The sequence below is a fragment of the Corynebacterium sp. MSK310 genome (assembly GCF_030227355.1).
GTDB lineage: Bacteria > Actinomycetota > Actinomycetes > Mycobacteriales > Mycobacteriaceae > Corynebacterium > Corynebacterium rhinophilum.
This window is the reverse complement of sequence record NZ_JASPFZ010000008.1, coordinates 40,907-59,810: the sequence shown is the minus strand read 5'-3', so window position 1 is coordinate 59,810 and position 18,904 is coordinate 40,907. Positions and strand designations below refer to the sequence as shown.

Annotated in this window: 14 protein-coding genes; 11 read left to right on the top strand and 3 right to left on the bottom strand. The window is 59.4% G+C overall.

The annotated features are described in order from the left end of the window. The first annotated feature begins 25 nt into the window (after nucleotides 1-25). The 8 genes from QP891_RS07390 (at nucleotide 26) to fbaA (ending at nucleotide 10,853) form a co-directional block, all read left to right on the top strand. Nucleotides 26-1,402: a sodium/glutamate symporter gene (locus QP891_RS07390; protein WP_284770429.1), complete on the top strand. Its 1,377-nt coding sequence runs from the start codon at nucleotides 26-28 to the stop codon at nucleotides 1,400-1,402. 297 nt (nucleotides 1,403-1,699) lie between these two features. Continuing rightward, nucleotides 1,700-4,255: an ATP-dependent chaperone ClpB gene (clpB, locus tag QP891_RS07385; protein WP_284770430.1), complete on the top strand. Its 2,556-nt coding sequence runs from the start codon at nucleotides 1,700-1,702 to the stop codon at nucleotides 4,253-4,255. 44 nt (nucleotides 4,256-4,299) lie between these two features. After that, on the top strand, nucleotides 4,300-5,157 hold the full coding sequence (locus QP891_RS07380; protein ID WP_284770431.1) for a sulfurtransferase: 858 nt from the start codon (nucleotides 4,300-4,302) through the stop codon (nucleotides 5,155-5,157). A gap of 70 nt (nucleotides 5,158-5,227) precedes the next feature. Beyond that, entirely contained in the window at nucleotides 5,228-6,991 is a 1,764-nt protein-coding gene (locus QP891_RS07375; protein WP_284770432.1) for a TtfA family protein, read from the top strand. Nucleotides 6,992-7,069: 78 nt separating this feature from the next. After that, nucleotides 7,070-7,624: an orotate phosphoribosyltransferase gene (gene pyrE / locus QP891_RS07370; protein ID WP_284770433.1), complete on the top strand. Its 555-nt coding sequence runs from the start codon at nucleotides 7,070-7,072 to the stop codon at nucleotides 7,622-7,624. 4 nt (nucleotides 7,625-7,628) lie between these two features. Continuing rightward, nucleotides 7,629-8,375 carry a TrmH family RNA methyltransferase gene (locus QP891_RS07365; RefSeq protein ID WP_284770474.1) on the top strand — a complete coding sequence of 249 codons (747 nt, stop codon included), beginning with the start codon at nucleotides 7,629-7,631 and terminating at the stop codon, nucleotides 8,373-8,375. 53 nt (nucleotides 8,376-8,428) lie between these two features. Next, complete coding sequence (locus tag QP891_RS07360; RefSeq protein WP_284770434.1) at nucleotides 8,429-9,634, top strand: glycoside hydrolase family 76 protein; 1,206 nt, start codon at nucleotides 8,429-8,431, stop codon at nucleotides 9,632-9,634. A 184-nt stretch (nucleotides 9,635-9,818) separates the two neighbouring features. Beyond that, the gene (fbaA, locus tag QP891_RS07355; RefSeq protein ID WP_023024081.1) at nucleotides 9,819-10,853 is read left to right on the top strand and encodes a class II fructose-bisphosphate aldolase; all 1,035 of its coding nucleotides are present in this window, start codon (nucleotides 9,819-9,821) and stop codon (nucleotides 10,851-10,853) included. A gap of 340 nt (nucleotides 10,854-11,193) precedes the next feature. Here fbaA and QP891_RS07350 read toward each other — a convergent pair whose 3' ends face one another. Then, nucleotides 11,194-12,252, bottom strand: a complete 1,059-nt coding sequence (locus QP891_RS07350; protein ID WP_284770436.1) for an HNH endonuclease signature motif containing protein — start codon at nucleotides 12,250-12,252, stop codon at nucleotides 11,194-11,196. Between the two features lie 177 nt (nucleotides 12,253-12,429). On the opposite strand from QP891_RS07350, the gene QP891_RS07345 reads away from it, so the two are divergent. Beyond that, complete coding sequence (locus QP891_RS07345) at nucleotides 12,430-13,644, top strand: FUSC family protein (RefSeq protein ID WP_284770437.1); 1,215 nt, start codon at nucleotides 12,430-12,432, stop codon at nucleotides 13,642-13,644. Nucleotides 13,645-13,769: 125 nt separating this feature from the next. Here QP891_RS07345 and QP891_RS07340 read toward each other — a convergent pair whose 3' ends face one another. After that, a complete protein-coding gene (locus QP891_RS07340) occupies nucleotides 13,770-14,585 on the bottom strand; it encodes a hypothetical protein (protein ID WP_284770438.1) in 816 nt (271 codons plus the stop codon). 88 nt (nucleotides 14,586-14,673) lie between these two features. Between QP891_RS07340 and QP891_RS07335 the strand changes: the two genes are divergently transcribed. Next, nucleotides 14,674-15,966 carry an adenylosuccinate synthase gene (locus QP891_RS07335; protein WP_284770439.1) on the top strand — a complete coding sequence of 431 codons (1,293 nt, stop codon included), beginning with the start codon at nucleotides 14,674-14,676 and terminating at the stop codon, nucleotides 15,964-15,966. Nucleotides 15,967-16,101: 135 nt separating this feature from the next. Here the strand turns inward: QP891_RS07335 and QP891_RS07330 are convergent, their stop codons facing one another. After that, nucleotides 16,102-16,548: a hypothetical protein gene (locus QP891_RS07330; RefSeq protein ID WP_284770440.1), complete on the bottom strand. Its 447-nt coding sequence runs from the start codon at nucleotides 16,546-16,548 to the stop codon at nucleotides 16,102-16,104. A 1,109-nt stretch (nucleotides 16,549-17,657) separates the two neighbouring features. On the opposite strand from QP891_RS07330, the gene QP891_RS07325 reads away from it, so the two are divergent. Further along, on the top strand, nucleotides 17,658-18,904 hold a 1,247-nt coding region (locus tag QP891_RS07325), incomplete at its 3' end, for a VaFE repeat-containing surface-anchored protein (RefSeq protein WP_284783074.1).

Genomic DNA, 18,904 nt, shown 5'->3' with positions numbered 1-18,904 from the left:
AACTGCACAGCTAGAAAGGATTCCCATGGAAGATTTTTCCGCTTATACGCTCATGCTGGACGTGGGTTGGATTTCCTTACTCATGGTCATCGGCAATATTTTGCGCCACCAAGTGAAGTTTATCTTCCAGGACTTATTGCTGCCTGCCCCCATTACCGCCGGCCTAATCGGCCTGCTCGTCGGGCCCAACGTGCTGGGGTGGATCAACTTCTCCGATAACCTCGGCGACTACACCTCAATCCTGATCGCCGTGGTCTTTGCCTCGATGGCGTATTCCATGGAGGTCGGCGGCAACATGGGCAAGGGCGCGCGCAATATGTGGGGCTATTCCACCATGATGTTTACCGGCCAGTGGGGTCTGTTCATCGTGCTGGGTTTGCTCTTCTTCGCCCCAGTCTTTGATACCCCCAACTGGTTCGGCATGATGCTGCCGGTTGGCTTTACCGGTGGCTTCGGCACGGCCGCCGCTGTGGGTGGCGCGCTGGAGGGCGTCGGCGCCGAAGCGGCAGCGTCCCTGGGCTTTACCTCCGCGACCGTCGGCACCCTGGCCGCGATTATCGGCGGTGTCATCGCTGGTAACTGGGGCATCCGCAAGGGCAAGGTGTCCTACGTCCCCAAGGAGCTACCGGAAGAGATTCGCCGCGGCTACATCAAGAACCTGGATGAGCGCCCCTCTCTGGGCCGCGCGACCACCAACCCTTCTTCCATCGAGCCGCTCGCGCTGCACTTCGGCTTCATCATCCTCACGGTTATGACGGCGTACGGCGTCAATAAGGGCATTTCTAGCATTTGGGAAAATGTTTCCATCCCGCTCTTTGCGATGTCCATGGTTATCGGCCTCATCTTCCGCGCCATCATGAACTTCGTCGGCGCCGAGGATTACCTGGATAAGGATTCCGTATCCTCCATCTCCGGTGCCGCTACCGATTACCTCATCGCCTTCGGCGTGGCCGCCATTGTTCCTGCCGCTATCGCTTCCTACTGGCAGGCGCTGCTGGTCCTGTTCATTCTGGGCACCATCTTCTGTACGTTCTTCTTGATGTGGTTCCCCGCCGAGTTCTTTGGCGAGCGCTGGATCGAGCGCGGCATCTTCGGCTGGGGCTGGGCGACGGCTACCGTGGCTACCGGCATCGCCGTGCTTAAGATCGTCGATCCGAAGCTGAAATCCGGAACGCTTTCCGAATACGGCATGGCCTACATCGGCTTCGGCCCGTTCGAGATTTCGTGGACCATCATCGCGCCGATGGCCGTGATGTACGGGTTTACCGGCGCGTTCGGTGCCGTCTCGCTGGCCATTTCCATCGGCGTGTACCTGACGTTCAAGTTCATGGGCTTGCTTCCGCCGCGCGGCACGATTTTCAAAGAGGGCATCGGCCACGTGGGCCAGAAACAAGAAACCTAGCCTTCACAAATCCACTCTGTGCAAGCCGGGCTCCCACATTTTTGGTGTGGCGGCCCGGCTTCGGCGTGCAGCCAATTCGCTTGCTTGCCGGGCCCCTAAGCCCCCACCTCGATTACACCGTGCGCCCCCACTACTGGGCCGGCCGGACTTCGGTAGGGCTGTTGTGGCAGAAACCGGAAAGTTGAGCCGGATGGACTCAAAAAGTTCGGGTTGAGTGGAATAGGCTCAACTTTATGTGCGTTATACCAAGTGAATCCTTAAAATGGATGAATAAATCTTAGAAGGAGAAACGTACACATGAGTTCTTTTAACCCCACCACCAAGACACAAGAGGCGCTGCAGGAAGCCCTGCAGACCGCGTCCGCGAATGGCAACCCGGATATCCGCCCGGCGCACTTGCTGGCGGCCATTCTTGGGCAGGAAGGCGGCATCGCCGAGCCGGTGCTTAAGGCCACCGGCGTTGACCCGGATACCGTGTTGAAGGAAGCGCGCGAGCTGGTTAACTCTTATCCCAGCGCCGAGGGCGCCAATATGTCTAACCCGCAATTCAACCGGGATGGCCTGAACGTACTGACCAAGTCGCAGGAATTGGCGGGCGAGCTTGGCGATGAGTTCGTGTCCACCGAAGTCCTCCTCGCCGCCATCGCCGGTTCGAAGACCGACGCTGCCGAGTTGCTGACCGGCCGCGGCGCAACCTACGACGCCATTAAGGGCGCCTTCCCCTCCGTGCGCGGGGCCGCCAAGGTGACCTCGGAGAACCCGGAAGACCAATTCCAGGCCCTGGAAAAGTACGCCACCGACCTCACCGCGCGGGCGCGCGAGGGCAAGATCGACCCGGTCATTGGGCGCGATCAGGAAATCCGGCGCGTCGTCCAGGTGCTTTCGCGCAGGACGAAGAATAACCCGGTGTTGATTGGTGAGCCGGGCGTCGGCAAAACTGCGATCGTTGAGGGCCTGGCCCGCCGCATCGTGGCTGGCGACGTCCCCGAGTCCCTGAAGGGCAAGACGCTTATCAGCCTGGATCTCGGCTCTATGGTCGCCGGCGCCAAGTTCCGCGGCGAGTTCGAGGAGCGCCTCAAGGCGGTTCTGGATGAGATTAAGCAGTCTGAGGGCGAAATCATCACCTTCATCGATGAGCTGCACACCATCGTCGGCGCCGGCGCTACCGGCGAAGGCTCCATGGACGCCGGCAACATGATCAAGCCCATGCTGGCCCGCGGTGAGCTGCGCCTCGTTGGTGCAACCACGCTGGATGAGTACCGCAAGTACATCGAAAAGGACGCCGCCCTCGAGCGGCGTTTCCAGCAGGTCTATGCTGCAGAGCCGTCCGTGGAAGACACCATCGGTATCCTGCGCGGGCTCAAGGAGCGCTACGAGGTACACCACGGCGTGCGCATCATGGACTCGGCCTTGGTTTCGGCAGCGGAGCTATCGAACCGCTACATCACCAACCGCTTCCTGCCGGATAAGGCCATCGACCTAGTCGATGAAGCCGGTTCCCGCCTGCGCATGGAAATCGACTCCTCGCCGCAGGAAATCGATGAGCTTGAGCGCATCGTTCGCCGCATGGAGATCGAGGAGCTCGCGCTGAAGAAGGAATCCGACGCCGCCTCCAAGGACCGCCTGGCCGCCCTGCAGGGCGAGCTCGCGGACCAGCGCGAAAAGCTCGGCGAGCTCAAGGCGCGCTGGGCCAACGAGAAGAAGGCCATCGATGACGTGCAGGATATCAAGGAAGAACTCGACGATCTCCGCCGCCAAGCAGAAATTGCCGAGCGCGATGGCGACCTCGCCCTAGCCTCCGAGATCAACTACGGCAAGATCCCACCGCTGGAAAAGGACCTGGCAGCAGCCGAGGAAAAGGCCGCCGCCCAGCGCAATACCATGCTGGATGAGGAGGTCAGCCCGGATACCATCGCGGAGGTCGTCTCCGCGTGGACCGGCATTCCCGCCGGCAAGATGTTGCAGGGCGAGACCGAGAAGCTGCTGAACATGGAGGCGGTGTTGGGCAAGCGGGTCGTCGGCCAGCGCGAGGCCGTGACCGCTGTTTCCGATGCCGTGCGTCGCTCCCGTGCGGGCGTGGCTGACCCCAACCGCCCGACCGGCTCTTTCCTCTTCCTCGGCCCTACCGGCGTGGGTAAGACGGAGCTGGCTAAGGCGCTGGCGGACTTCCTCTTCGACGATGAATCTGCCATGGTGCGCATCGATATGTCCGAGTACGGCGAGAAGCACTCCGTCTCCCGGCTCGTCGGTGCCCCTCCGGGATACGTCGGCCACGAAGCCGGTGGCCAGCTCACCGAGGCCGTGCGGCGTCGGCCTTATACGCTCGTGCTTTTCGACGAAGTGGAAAAGGCCCACCCCGACGTCTTCGACGTCCTCCTCCAGGTCCTGGATGAGGGGCGGCTTACCGATGGCCAGGGTCGCACCGTCGACTTCCGCAATACCGTCATCATTTTGACGTCCAACCTGGGCGCTGGCGGTACGAAGGACGAAACCATGGAGGCCGTAAAGCGTGCCTTCAAGCCGGAGTTCATCAACCGCCTCGATGATGTGGTGATGTTCGAGCCGTTGTCGGAGGAGCTGCTGCGCGGCATCGTGGACATCCAGCTGCGCGGTCTCACCGAGCGCCTGGAGGCCCGCCGCCTGACGCTGCAGGTATCCGATTCCGCCAAGTCCTGGTTGGCTGACCGCGGCTATGACCCCGCCTACGGTGCCCGCCCGCTGCGCCGGACCATCCAGCAGGCTATCGGTGACAAGCTAGCGAAGAAGCTTTTGGCTGGCGATATTGCCGATGGCGATACCGTCCACGTTGACGTCGCCGATGGCGGCGCGGAGCTGGATATCTCCGCTCGCTAAATTACCGGGCGAAAAATAATGCTCATGCCTTTAGACTGGAAGGCATGAGCATTTTAGTTTCCCCGCAGGAACTCAAAGAATCCATCTACCACGGCGATCGTTTCACCCTCCTCGGCACCCACTGGCAGCCCAAGACGGGCCAAAGCTTCATCGACTTTGCTTCCCAGCACATTCCCACCGCGCTATTTGGCGATACCGGCGCGGCCTTCGTCGGCCTTCCCGGCTCGCGCAATGGCCGCAACCCGCTTCCGGACGAAGATAAGTTGCAGTCCTGGATCCGTTCTTGGGGCCTGCAGGAAGACCGCCCCGTGGTGGTCTATGACGAGGGCCGCGGGCTTTTTGCTGGCCGTGCGTGGTGGACGCTGCGGTGGGCAGGCCTGACTGATGTGCGCATCCTCGATGGCGGTCTGGAAAACTGGCTCGCGCACGGTTACCAAACCCTGACGGGGCCGGGCAATATCGCGGTCGGCTCGACGTTCGAGGTCACTCCCGGCCAGCTGCCTACCGCCACGATTGATGACGTCCGCAAGCACGATGGCGTGCTCATCGATACGCGCTCGAGCAACCGCTTTGCCGGCCGCCGCGAGAACCTGGACTTGAAGGCGGGCCACATCCCGGGTGCGGTCAATGTTCCCGAGCGCCTCTTCCACAACGATGGGGTGCGCACATTGAAGTCGCCGGATGAAATCCGTGAAGTGCTGGCCGCTGCCGGATTGACCCAGGAAAACACCAAGGACGCAATTATCTATTCCGGTTCGGGCAACCACTCCGCGCTGGCACTCGCAGCGATGGAGGACGCAGGATTTACCGGCCTGCGTCACTACATCGGTGGCTGGTCGCAGTGGTCTGCAGACCCGACCAACCCAGTGGAACGCGGGGATAGGACTTCGGTTGACGATTAATTCCAATTAATCGCTCCGATTCCGACTGGTACCGGCACCGTGGGCTGCCGGTACCTATTATTATCGGGAGATGATGGCTTCTTTACTCCTGATTTTCGCACTCGTGCTCGGCATCGCCGGTGGCTTTTTGCTGTACTACGACCGCACGCAGCGCGTAGCCGATGCCCAGCGCGATACTGCATCCCAGCACGACCGGAAAGGCTGGGACACCTGGGAAGACCAGGATGCGCCTTCCCACGCACGCCCCGAAACTAAGGGGGAAACTGAAGAGGATGCGGAAGACGCCGCAGGCTCTGAGGCCGTTACAGATTCTGAGAGCGAAGGCGGTGCTGAGGACCACCCCGGTTTCGCGGCGAAGTACTCGCCGTCCCCCGATGTTGAATCCGATTCTTCCTCCGCTACCTCTTCAGGCCGTCACCATCGCGCTGCAGGCGAATCAGGCCGCAGCGGTGATGACAGGGCGAGTGAAGATAGCGCCAGTGACGCCAATGCCAGCGACGAAGCCCGCGCTAACGACTCCGAGGCTGTTTCAGATAATGGCGTTGTAAAAGGCAGCGCCGCCACTGCTGCCACTGCCGCCAACGCCACCGCCTCTACCGCCGGCCCCAATGACGCCCATGCAACCGGCTCCGACAGCACCAGCAGTTCCGATAACGTCGGCAGTGCCAGTAATACTGGCAGTGCTGGCAGTGCTGGCAGTGCTGCCCGTGCCAACACTGCAGGCAGCACTGAAGAGACGTCGGAAGCTGGCGCAGAAACGGAATCGGGTGCGGCTGACTCCCTCGAAGAGGCAGGCCAAGAGGGGACTGAAGAACAACCGGAAGGTCACGCAAAGCCTAAGCCGGTAGGGCGGCCGCGGCCGCTTATCCCTGGCACCATTCGTCGGGAGCGCAAGAACTGGGCGGAGACCCGGGGCTTTGAGTACATGAAGTCGGACCAGTACCTTGTCGATGAATGGACAAGGGGAGTGGCCTCCTCCGGCGCCGCGCCGAAAGACATCGTTGCCGGCAACGTGTATGGCCACGAAATGTTGCTGATGGATATCGACGGCGTGAATGTGATGGCGATGCGGACGGGAGCGGCATCGGATGTGGTCATTGATTTCCAGCGTTTCGGCAGCCAGGAGGCCGAGATGTCCGAGGACCTGTTAATGGCCATGAGCATCGAAGGTTTCGATGTATATTCCTCCGATCGCGGCGTGACGGAGCGGATGGTGGACGAACGCGTGCGCATCGCACTGCAACGCATGCCGGAGGTGGTGTCGGCGCTGTGGCTGGAGACCGAGTGGGTTTTGGCACAAACCACCAAGCACTCGCGTACCGCGGATTGGGAGGCAATGCTCCCGCCCCTGGCTTTACTTGCCGATGCTTCCCGCGTCCTCCCACCCCGTTCCTCCTCCGTGCATACCATCCACCTTGAGGACTTGGACCCAGCCAGGGAAATTCCCGCGGCACCTGTGGTCGATGCGGTGGGTGGAACAGCGGCGGCGGGGCAGCCGGAGTTTTCCCGGCCGGTCATTCAACGGCCGGAGGAACCGTTGGATATGCCCTCGCGCACGTACTCCGAGACCCGCGGTCCGGTTGAACACACGGCGATTGGGGCGGACGAGGTCGATGCCATTGCCGATGGCAATGAACGCCCCACGCCCGACTCAGGCACTGCCCGCCTGCCGCGCCAGCAATTTGGGGAGGCTTCCATCTTCGGCGACGCTTCGGGAGATGCTTCTGGCGACGGCCTCGACGCTGCCTCCCAAGACGTCAGTGGCTCGGCCGCTGGATGGGAGAACGATGATAAAGACCGCGGTGACGATTCCGAGCCGCAGCAGGGGGAGTAGCCTAGAATGTTGCGTTGGCCCATGTAGCCAGGGATTTCCCTCACACTCCGAAGAAAACTCTAGAAAAGGAGCAATGCGATGACTGAAGTGCACCTGCAAGAAGACAAGAAGAAGCGTCTCGCGGAACTGGTCAAGGAGCTTGCCGTTGTGCACGGCAAGGTGACTTTGTCCTCGGGCAAAGAGGCCGATTACTACGTCGATTTGCGCCGTGCGACCTTGCACCACGAAGCCTCCCGCCTCATCGGGTCCTTGCTTCGCGAGCTCACCGCGGATTGGGATTTTGCTGCCGTCGGAGGCTTAACCCTTGGCGCGGACCCGGTAGCGACCTCCATCATGCATGCCGAGGGCCGCGATATCGACGCCTTCGTCGTGCGCAAAGAAGCCAAAAAGCACGGCATGCAGCGCCGCATCGAGGGCGCGGATGTGACCGGAAAGAAGGTGCTGGTCGTCGAGGACACCACCACGACCGGCAACTCGCCGCTCACAGCAGTCGCCGCATTGCGCGAAGCTGGAGCAGAAGTAGTTGGCGTAGCTACCGTCGTTGACCGCGCCACCGGAGCCGAGGATGTTATCTCGGCCGAGGGCCTTGAATACCGTTCCCTGCTTGGCTTGGACGATCTTGGACTCGCGTAACGAGATGGACCAGGCACGCCAAGAGGCACCCGCCGGGCAGGCCGAGAGTTCTGCGCAACCAGAGCAGCAGGAGCAGCGAGAACAGCAAGAACAGCCCGAGGAGGCGAAGGGGCCGACCGAATGGAATGAGGGCCGCCACGGCGTGGGGCCTTGGGAAGGGCCCTGGCCGCAAGGGCCGGAGGCTGAAAAATACGATCCGGAGCTCCTGCGCGAGGGCGACCGGCGCAATGTCGTCGACGCGTATCGGTATTGGCGGAGGGAGGCGATTAAGGGGGACATCGATAAGCGGCGGCACAGCCTGCATATCGCCATCGAGAACTTTGAAAATGACGCCAATATCGGCACCGTCGTGCGCACCGCCAATGCCTTTGCCGTCGATACCGTCCACATTGTGGGGCGGCGCCGGTGGAACCGCCGCGGCGCCATGGTGACGGATAGGTATCAGCATCTGCGGCACCATGAGAGCGTCGATAAGCTCATTGCCTGGGCAGCCGAGGAAAACCTCACGGTCGTGGCCATTGATAACACCCCCGGTTGCGTGCCCCTCGAAACCGCCGAACTGCCGGAACGCAGCCTGCTGCTATTCGGGCAAGAAGGTCCCGGAGTAAGCGCCGCCGCGCAAGATGCCGCCCTCATGACCTGCTCCATCGCGCAATTTGGCTCCACGCGGTCCATCAACGCTGGTGTGGCCGCGGGCATCGCCATGCATACCTGGATCCGGCAGCACGCCGATCTGCACAATTCCTGGTAAGAGATCGTTACACTAACTGTAATAAACCTTGCTACTGGAGTGATAAAGAAATCGTGGAAGAAAAGTGGGCCCACCGCGCCGAACTCGCGGAAACCGCCATTGATGAGCGCCATGCGCATTCCGTATGGGGCCTGCCGCGAACCAACCTCGCCATCGTCAGCTGGCCGCCCACCACGAAAGAAAAACTCCTCGTGCACTGGCACTACTGGTGGCAGGCGCACTACCTCGACTGCCTTGTCGATGCGGCGGAACGGAAGAATACTAAGGCCCGCCGCCAGCGCATCCTTGACACCACGCGCGGGATCCGCGTGCGGAATCTTGCGCAGTTGACCAAAAATAAGTACTTCGACGACAAAGCCTGGCTCGCCCTCGCCCTAGGGCGCGTGGGCGAGGTAAAAAAGATGAAACCGCCCAAGGCGTTATCGTCTTTGCAGGGAAATATCACCGAGGGCCTCGATGACTCACTGGGCATATTGCCGTGGCGTGATGGCGAGAACTTCATGAACGTGCCGGCCAATGGGCCCGGAGCCATCATGCTGGCGCGAATGGGAAACATTACCGCAGCCCGCCGCATCGTTGACTGGGTCTACGACAACCTGGTGAATGAAGATGGCTTCATCATGGACGGCGTGCGCATGCGCATGGATGGTCCTGAGATCGTCAAACAAATCCACCCGTATTGCCAAGGCGTGATGTTGGGGGCATGCCTGGAGATTGTGTTGGCGATGCGGGAGGAGTCGAGCATCGGCAAGCTGGAGCAGATCGACAGCGTTTACGAGGCCGAACTGGCATCCGAGATGATGAGCTACATCATCAAGATCCGTGGCCTGGTGCAGGCTATTGCTTCTGGGATGGCGACTCCGTCTGGCGTCGTGGATTGGGAGACCGGTGATGGTGATGGCGGCCTGTTTAAGGGCATCCTGATGCGCTATCTTGCTGATGTTGCTGTGCGGTTGCCCGGAGACTCGCCCGCGAACCGGGCCACCAAAAAGTTGGCGACCCGCATGGTGGTGGCGTCTGCCGAATCCGTGTGGGAGCACCGGCTCGAGGTCGATGGCCTGCCAATTTTTGGCTCTGATTGGACTGCCGATGCCCGCCTACCGCACAACTACGGCTTCGGGCACACGACCGTCAGTGAAAAGATGGGCATCATTCGCGTGGATGAGCGCGACCTATCCGTGCAGCTGTCTGGGTGGATGCTTCTGGAGGCGTGCGCCCGGGTAGCTCGTGACCTGCATGAAAAATCGGGTCGCGATTAGCTGCGTTTAACCGTGCTGTTAAACGCCTAGCGCGGGGTTTGCCGTGTGGGGGCGCTGCATTTTTGAGAGTTGGGCAGTAAACACAGGAAATGTCACACAAATTTTGCGGCGGAAATCCGGAAATGTGGGCATAATTGGGTGTTGGAACGTGTTTGACCGCAATCCCACTTAAGGATGGAATTTCATGCCAATTGCAACCCCCGAGGCGTATAACCAGATGCTGGACACCGCGAAGCAGAACGGCTTCGCATTCCCAGCCATCAACTGCACCTCGTCTGAAACGATCAACGCAGCACTGAAGGGCTTTGCCGAGGCAGAGTCTGACGGCATCATCCAATTCTCCACCGGTGGTGCAGAGTTCGGCTCTGGCCTCGCGGTCAAGAACAAGGTTAAAGGTGCTCAGGCCCTAGCCGCCTTCGCACACGAGGCAGCGAAGCACTACGGCGTCAATATCGCCCTGCACACCGACCACTGCCAGAAGGAAGTTCTGGATGATTACGTTCGTCCGCTGATGGCCATCTCCCAGGAGCGCGTCGACCGCGGCGAGAACCCGCTGTTCCAGTCCCACATGTGGGACGGCTCTGCTATTCCGATCGATGAAAACTTGGTCATCGCCCAGGAGCTTCTGGAAAAGGCGAAGAAGGCACACATCATTCTCGAGGCAGAGATTGGCGTTGTCGGCGGTGAAGAAGACGGTGTCGAAGCCAAGGCCGGCGATAACCTGTACACGACCCCGGAAGACTTTGAAAAGACCATCGATGCACTGGGCACCGGCGAGAAGGGCCGCTACCTGTTGGCCGCTACCTTCGGTAACGTGCACGGCGTCTACAAGCCGGGCAACGTGAAGCTGCGCCCCGAGGTTCTGCTGGAGGGCCAGAAGGTTGCGCAGAAGAAGCTCGGCCTGAGCGAGGGTGAGCACGCCTTTGACTTCGTATTCCACGGCGGTTCCGGCTCTGAGAAGGAGAAGATCGAAGAGGCGCTGCGCTACGGCGTCATCAAGATGAACGTGGACACCGATACCCAGTATGCGTTTACCAACCCAGTAGCTCGCCACATGATGGAAAACTACGACGGCGTGTTCAAGATTGACGGCGAGGTAGGCAACAAGAAGGTCTACGACCCACGCTCTTACCTGAAGAAGGCAGAGCAGGGTATGTCCGAGCGCGTCATCGAGGCATGCCAGGACCTCCACTCCGTGGGTAAGACCACGGCCAAGTAGGACGAGTCTAAGCCGAAGGCGCGGTCGCGCCGCAGGCACGACGAAGTAGCCGCTTCCCCCTATGCGGGAGGCGGCTTTTCTTATTTCTAGTCCCATTTCTAGACCTAACGCTGGGCCTATCTGCGGGGCGCGAGGATGGGGCGCGGCCTTGCCGGATATGAGACAGAGCAGGCAGGTATGCCAGATCAGCCAGACAAGCTATGCCGGCCCGACCAGCTATGCCAGCGAGATTGGGCATAAATATAGTCTGGTAAGGCCAGGAGGGAACGGCAGATACAGCGGGGACCAGTGGACGAGGCGGACTAGGCAGACCGGCCGGATTGGGTGGGTCAGGCGAGGGCTAGGTAGAACTCCTTGTTGGTCGTGGTGAATAGGCGGGTGAGGGGATAAACCGCGGGTTGCCGCTCCACGGCGGGATCCAGGCGATGCGGCCCTTGATGCGAACCATGCGCCCGCGTGCGGTGGGGCGGGAATCATCATCTTGATTCACCGCATTGTGATGAGCGCAGAGCGTTACGAGGTTTTCTTGGTTTGTGGGGCCGCCGGCTGCCCAGGCGGTGATGTGGTGGACTTGGGCGTCATCGGCAGGCGTGGAGCAGCCGGGCCAAGCGCAAATAGGATGTTCCGCGCGGGCTAGCATGCGCTGCTTCCAGCTGGCCATGCGCTCGGTGCGATACAGGTTCACCGCGCCGTGCTCAGGATGGACCAAGCTGACGTAACCGCGTTGGGCGAGGGTCCGGGCGACGAGCTGGGCGCCGGACATGCGCGCGCCGTTGGAAAGCTGAAGCATGATGTCATCGCCCTGGCCAGCAGTGATGCGGTCTAGCTGGTCAAGGGTGATGATCACATTGGTATGCACCGCAGGCAGCGCGCCGGGATTGCCCTCGAGGATGACCTGCTTGGCGGCTGCGAGCGGGTTTTCCTTATCCACGGAAGCGAGAACGCCCTTGATATCCGCGATATCAGTGGGCTCCGCGGTGATGGAGATGGTGTGGGGACCATCGGGGCGTCGGGTATAGCGGACGCCGTGCGAGGGACGCTTGGCGGGATTGAGCTGTTTGAGGCGCTTCTTTGCGATTGCCGGAATCAGGTGGGCTTCTGCGCGGCAGAGCTCTAGGCGAAGATCCCAACTGCGGTTGGTGTCTTTCACGCGGTGGGCGAAAGACTCGATGCTTTCGAGGATGGCGAGGTCGTGGCCGCGAGAACGAGCGGCCTCGCAGGCGAGGCGCTGCTTGCGGCTATTGGAGGTGCGGCCGAAATATGTGTGCTGGAGGCGGGCGAGTTGCGCGGCGAGGAGCTGGCTGGCGCCGGCTTCGATGAGCTGCTGTTCGGAGCATCCCTGAAACTCGGCGACGAGGTCCACACCGCGACGGCAAAGTTGTAAAAATTCTGTGTTCACGGCTCCTGACGGTAAAAGCGGAACGGGTACGCGGCAATGGATGGGTAAGGCGAAACGGCGATTCTGTGGAATTCTCGCGCGGCGGGGGTTGGTGTCGCACGCATACAGCGGGTTATCCACAACCTGGCGCAGGCCGGGATGCGGGTATTCGGGGGCGGTGGTAGACAGCGGTCTTCTATGCTGGAGGACATGTCGGAAGCGAAACAAAGAGTCTCAACGAGGCAAATGCTGCGGGTGGTGGACCGTTCAGTATTATCGCGTCTGCAACGCATCCGTTCGCGCTTCGTTTATATAATCCAGGCCACCGTCGGTGCCGCATTGGCGTATTGGGTGGCTAGCTCCCTCTTTGGGCATCCGCAGCCGTTCTTCGCGCCCATCTCGGCTGTCATCATTCTGGGGCTTTCGGGCGGGGACAGGATGAAAAGGGCAGTGGAGATGTCACTGGGCGGCATCGTCGGCGTGGCCTTGGGCGATTTGCTGTTCCAAGTGGTGGGGCAGGGGCCGTTCCAGATCCTCTTCATTGTGGGAGCAGGCTTGGTTGTGGGGTCTTTTATTACGAAATCGCCGCTGGTGTCCAACCAGATTGTCTTTGGTTCCATCCTTATTGCCACGATTTTTCCGCCCACCGAGGGACCGGGTGGCCTGCACCGGGCGATCGACGCGATGATTGGTTCCGGCATTGGGCTTATCACGATTGCGCTTATCCCGAATTCCCCGCTGAAGGAAGCTCGGCGCGAGGTGTCGAAGGTGTTGAGGATTGCATCCAGCATTCTCAACGACGTCACGCATGGCATCCGCGATACCAATCCCGAGATTATTCGCGATGCCCGCGATGCGGTGCGCGGCACGCAAAATGACGTGAATACGCTGCTGAGCGCGGCGCAATCGGGCAGGGAGGCATCGGAAGTATCGCCGCTTTTGTGGACCTCGCGCAGGAGCATTCGGTCCCTAGAGCGCATCCTATTGCCGGTAGATAATGCGGTGCGCGGGGTGCGGGTGCTATCGCGCCGCGCGCTAGTGCTTACTGAAGACGGCGATACCGTATCCGCAAAGCAGCTAGAGCTCCTAGAAGAGCTATCAGAAATTATCCTCGCGGTGGGAGAGCTTTACGGCCGGCAAAAGCGGGACCACGATGAGGCGATAGAGATACCCGAACTCGTGCAGCGGCTGCGCTACGTGGGCGGTCAAGCGGGCATGGATCTTATCGAAGAAGACGCGACGCTTTCTGCATATACGATCCTCGCGCAGACGAGGTCCATCGTCGTGGACATGCTCATGGTCTGCGGGCTTTCGCGCGAGTCCGCCGTCGCGCACTTGGTTCCTACCTCTACGCACCCGGCGTTCCCGCCGGAGGTGTGGGAGCGCAAAGATAAGCAGAAGGGGCAGAATTAGCAGGACCTCGCCCGCATATCCGCTGAGCGGGGCGCTTGCAGAGTTGTGCGAGCTGAGTCAACCGAGAGCCGAGTCGGCGGAGACGGGGTGAGCTGGCTGAACCGGCGTTAGCTGTGACGGGTGGACTAGGGGCGCACTACTTGGAGGTCGCGCAGGTGGCGGTAGAAGGTGACGCGGGTGAGGGGGCGTTTGTGGGGGATGGCATCGACAAGCACGCGCAGTTGGGGACCGCCTGCCTGGACCGCGCGGCCGGTGTGGACGGAATCCGGGTCGAGGCGGCCGGGCTTGCGCAGCAGAGAGCGCAGGCGGCCTTCGGGCTCGACTGGAGAGGTTGCGCGGGCCGCCAGGATGCCAGGGGCATCGGTCATGGGGACGAGCCGCGCGCCAAAAGTGCCGCGGCCGGAGGCGGCGAGGGTGTCATCATCGATGATGATCTCACCGGTAAGCGGGCCATTGGACCAATCCGAAATGGTTGCAGAGCCGGCGACGGCTTGGCCGGAATCGTTGCGGATGAGTGGCACCGGGCGGACAGGGGCGGTGCGGGCGACCTCGAGGGACTCCTGCGGCGCGGCAGGCAGGCCCCAATTAGCGGCGGCGGCCGACTCGCCCGTGGGAATGAACGCTACCTCGGCCCACAGGTTATCGGCGCGCATGAGCCGGGTGATGACGGCGTTCAGCGCCGAATCCGAGCCCGCAACCACGATGCGCAGGCGGTCCTCTAGGTAAGGCTCCTGCGGTGCGGCGGCAGGGGCGCTGAGGTGGCGGACATCGGGCTGCGCGGCGATCTCGTCAAGCGAAGGCGTGGGGTCGTGGGGGAGGAGGTTGGTGGCGGCGGCATCGATAAGCGAGAGCTCCTTGCGGGAAGGAACGGCCGAAAGGTCATAGGCCTCTGCGGGCAAATCAACGCCGGGGGCGCCGCAGCGGAGGAACAAAAAACGCATGCACATCATGCTACGTGGGCTATTGCGGCCAGAAAAGTGTAAGGTAAATGCGTATTTTGGCTTCAATAATGAGGAAGTGACTTAAAAGATGGCAGCGATCGTCATTGTCGGCGCCCAATGGGGCGACGAAGGCAAGGGCAAGGCTACCGATATCCTTGGCGGGAAAGTTGACTACGTAGTCAAGCCGAACGGCGGCAATAACGCCGGGCACACCGTCGTGGTCGGCGGTGAAAAATACGAGCTGAAGCTCCTGCCCGCCGGTATTCTTTCTGAAAACGCCACCCCTGTGCTGGGCAATGGCGTGGTGATTAACCTCGAGGCGCTCTTTGATGAGATTGATGGCCTGGAAGCGCGCGGGGCGAATGCCTCCCGCCTGAAGATTTCCGCGAATGCGCACCTCGTGGCGCCGTATCACCAGACCATCGACCGCGTGCAGGAGCGCTTCCTGGGCAAGCGCGCGATTGGTACCACCGGCCGCGGCATTGGGCCGACCTACGCTGATAAGGTCGCGCGCATTGGCATCCGCGTGCAGGATATTTTCGACGAGTCCATCCTGCGCCAGAAGGTCGAGTCCGCGCTGGAGATTAAGAACCAGATGCTGGTGAAGATGTACAACCGCAAGGCCATCGAGGCCGAGCAGATTGTGGAGTACTTCTTAAGCTACCGCGACCGCCTGCGCCCCATGGTCATCGACGCCGAGCTCGAACTGAACGAAGCGCTTGCTAATGGCCAGAACGTACTCATGGAGGGCGGCCAGGCAACCATGTTGGACGTTGACCACGGCACCTACCCGTTCGTGACTTCCTCGAACCCGACTGCGGGTGGGGCATCGGTTGGCTCTGGCATTGGGCCGACGCGGATTAAGACCTCGTTGGGCATTATCAAGGCCTATACCACCCGCGTTGGCGCCGGCCCGTTCCCCACCGAGCTCTTTGATAAGTGGGGCGAGTACCTGCAGACCACCGGTGGCGAGGTTGGCGTGAACACTGGGCGCACGCGCCGCTGTGGCTGGTACGATTCCGTGATTGCTCGCTACGCCACGCGCGTGAATGGCTTTACGGATTACTTCTTGACCAAGCTCGATGTGCTTACCGGCATTGGGGAGATTCCTATCTGCGTGGCTTATGACGTTGATGGCAAGCGTTACGACGAGATGCCGGTTACCCAGTCCGAGTTCCACCACGCCGAGCCGATTTTTGAAACCATGCCGGCGTGGGACGAAGACATCTCCGAGTGCACCACCTTCGAGGATCTGCCGCAGAAGGCGCAGGATTACGTGTTGCGCTTGGAGGAACTGTCCGGCTGCCGCATCTCTTATATCGGTGTCGGCCCTGGCCGCGACCAGACCATCGTGCGCCACGATGTCATGGAAGACCAGTAACGGACGTAGCTGCGTGGATGAGCTCGGACTAGCTACGAGCTCATAAAAGAAAAAGAAGGGGCGAGGTACCTTGGTGAGGTACCTCGCCCCTTCTTTAGGATCCTTGGGGCTCCCCGAGGCTATGCCCGATCAGCTTTAGTAAGCGGCGGTCAGGTTGTCGTAGCCGTTGATCTTGAGTGCTTCCAGCACGCGGTCCACGGCTGCCTGGTCAGTATCCGGGTTATAGGTGTCCGGGAAGGTCAGGTGTGCGCTGTGGCTGTCCTTGAAGTCGATGTTCATGAACTCGTGGCCCAGCTCGTCGGTAGCGAGCGCGAGTTCGCGCTGCACAGCCAACTTACCGCTCTGCAGGATGGGTGCAGAGTAGTCCTGGTCTCCGTTGATTACATCTTCCTTGTCACCGGTGATGCGGCCCTTTTCGGCGTGAGCGCCGGGCTCATCGGACTGGTCGGTGGACTGCTCAGCGTCAGCGGTCTGGGTTACCTCTGGCTCAGCAAGCTGGTCTTGGGCGTCAACTGGGCCGGTGCTGCCGGTTAGAGGCAATACAGCAGCGATGGCGCTAGCAATAAAAGAAGGAATAGACATTTCCGATCCTTTCTGGGTTAGTGTTCGAAACCGTTAGAGATACTAGCACCGTAGAAGGTGGGTGACTATGTGAAATTTATCTTGTTGACTGCCCCATTAATAATATATTTAGGAGTCATTGGCGAAAGGCGATGCTTTTGGTTAAATAAGAGATGTCAGACCTACATTGCCTGTATTGTAGGATGATAATCCTCACAATATAATTTTGGGTGTAATGCAACACATTTTAATGAAGTCCGGAAACCGCTAGAACATGACGCTGGTAATGGACGGGGTTTAATGGGGTGCAAACTATTGAAGCGCTATCCAATTTCTGTTGAGTTTTAGAAAAGTAGGCTCGAATTGTGGTTCCCTGCATCCTTTAGTGGGCCTTCCGGTTACTGCACGACTTTTATGGATGGTGCAATTTCCCGCGAATTACGCACGCTTTACTATGATGTGCGAAACGCTTCGAGGTTTTCTTAATCATTGCGTGCAGGGGGTGTAGGTAGTTGTGTTTGGTGATCTACACTATTGAAGGCAAACGAGCTATCTAGCGGGCGAGACAAGGCAAACGGGCCTTGGTTACAGCTAGCAGGCTCGTTAAAGGAGTACGAGCATCAGGTTGGAAACGAGCAGTCAACCACATGGTTATAGCCTTTTTAACCGCTTCGACAAGTATCGATAATCCCGACTTCGCACACAAACAACTTGACACGCTCACGAGGGTGGGCTCCGCCGAAGCTTGAGTTATCGAATGTCGGCCAATGTTAAAGAAGGATTATAAAAACAATAGTTTTTATTGGATAAACCTGGACATCAAGGTAAAAAACAAGAAAAGCTCAGGGTACTTCAGGTTTCTAGATATATTGCTTAATAAAGCTTTGCAATGTGTAATTATATAAAGTCGGCTGGTTGTTGGCTTACATTTGTGCGTGGTATCCTCCCAGGTGAGCAGCGAGTAGGAATCAAGATTCGGGTTGTACCCTGGGTTTATCCTTGGTGTGTCCAGCCTCAAACTCAGATTTTACTCAGGAAAGTAGCTCACTGCGTAAGAATACAGCCGTAAAATTCGATTGCCTGAAGAGGGAAGAATGAGTAAATTGAGAAGAATACCTCGAGAGGGGAGAGTGGCTTTAACTGCAGTTCTTGCTGTAATTGCAGTAACTTTGGCTATGGTTACTGTCACGGGGGCAAGGGCTGAGGCTGCTGAGCCGACGGACTTCGAACCGAATTATGACATGGGGCTCGAGAGTGTACGTAATTCTGGGGATGATAGCTGGGGCCCGTTGGTGTGGGCCGGTACGCCACCTGAGGGAAACTCCACTGGAAATGCAGCGAACGATGTTGGGTGGGGCTGGTGCATTGACTACACGCAGGCGGACCCAATGCACAAAGGTGGTAGCTATAAGAAGTCTACTGCAGGTGCTCTAAGTTTCGATGACCCAAAGTATCAAGATGCTGTTATCGGACTCGCACTGAAGTTGCGAGATGCACAGGAAAATGGTCAAAAGCAGTTGGCGAAGAAATATATTGTGTATTTGAGTGCAATTATTTCTGATCCGTCGGGTCGTGAAGCGGCCATCAACTTCATAAACGGAAACCTAGGCTATGGAGACGCCAACAACGTGTCGCGTTTCCAAGGATTTGAGGGCAGCCCGCAAGAATTTACAGAGCTGACGGGGCTTCGTATCGTAAAGACTACCGCTCAAAACCTCGACGATCAGTTCGATGTTGATCCAAGCGTTAAAATTGATAAGCAGCCCGCTGATGCATTCCTGACTATTGTCGGGCCAAACGGAATTTATAAGCATACCTCGGGCGGCGGCCAGCGTGTTTTGCCTCCGGATCAGCCCGGACTCCCTGACGACGACGGCGGCGAGGATAGGAATCCGGAGATTTCTACTCAGGCTGAGTTTGCCGGAGATGCTGATCAGGTTGTTGCTGGTGCTAAGGTGACCGATACCGTTGAGTACAAGGACTTGGTCCCAGGGAAGAAGTACACCCTGAATGCGGAATTGGTTAATAAGGCAGACAAGTCTGTGGTTGGTAAGGGTGAGAAGACCTTTACTCCGCAGGAGTCGGCTGGCAAGGTTGATGTTGAGATCACTGTTGATAGTGATGTGACGGAGCCGGTTGAGGCTGCGGTTGCTTTTGAGGAGTTGACTTCTACTGAGGTTGATGCCAAGGGTGAGGAGACTCCGGATGCTGAGAAGCCGAATAAGGTTGCTGAGCACAAGGACATCGATGATGCGGATCAGACGGTAACGTCTAAGAAGGATGAGAAGCCTGAGAAGTCTGATAGGAATCCGGAGATTTCTACTCAGGCTGAGTTTGCCGGAGATGCTGATCAGGTTGTTGCTGGTGCTAAGGTGAC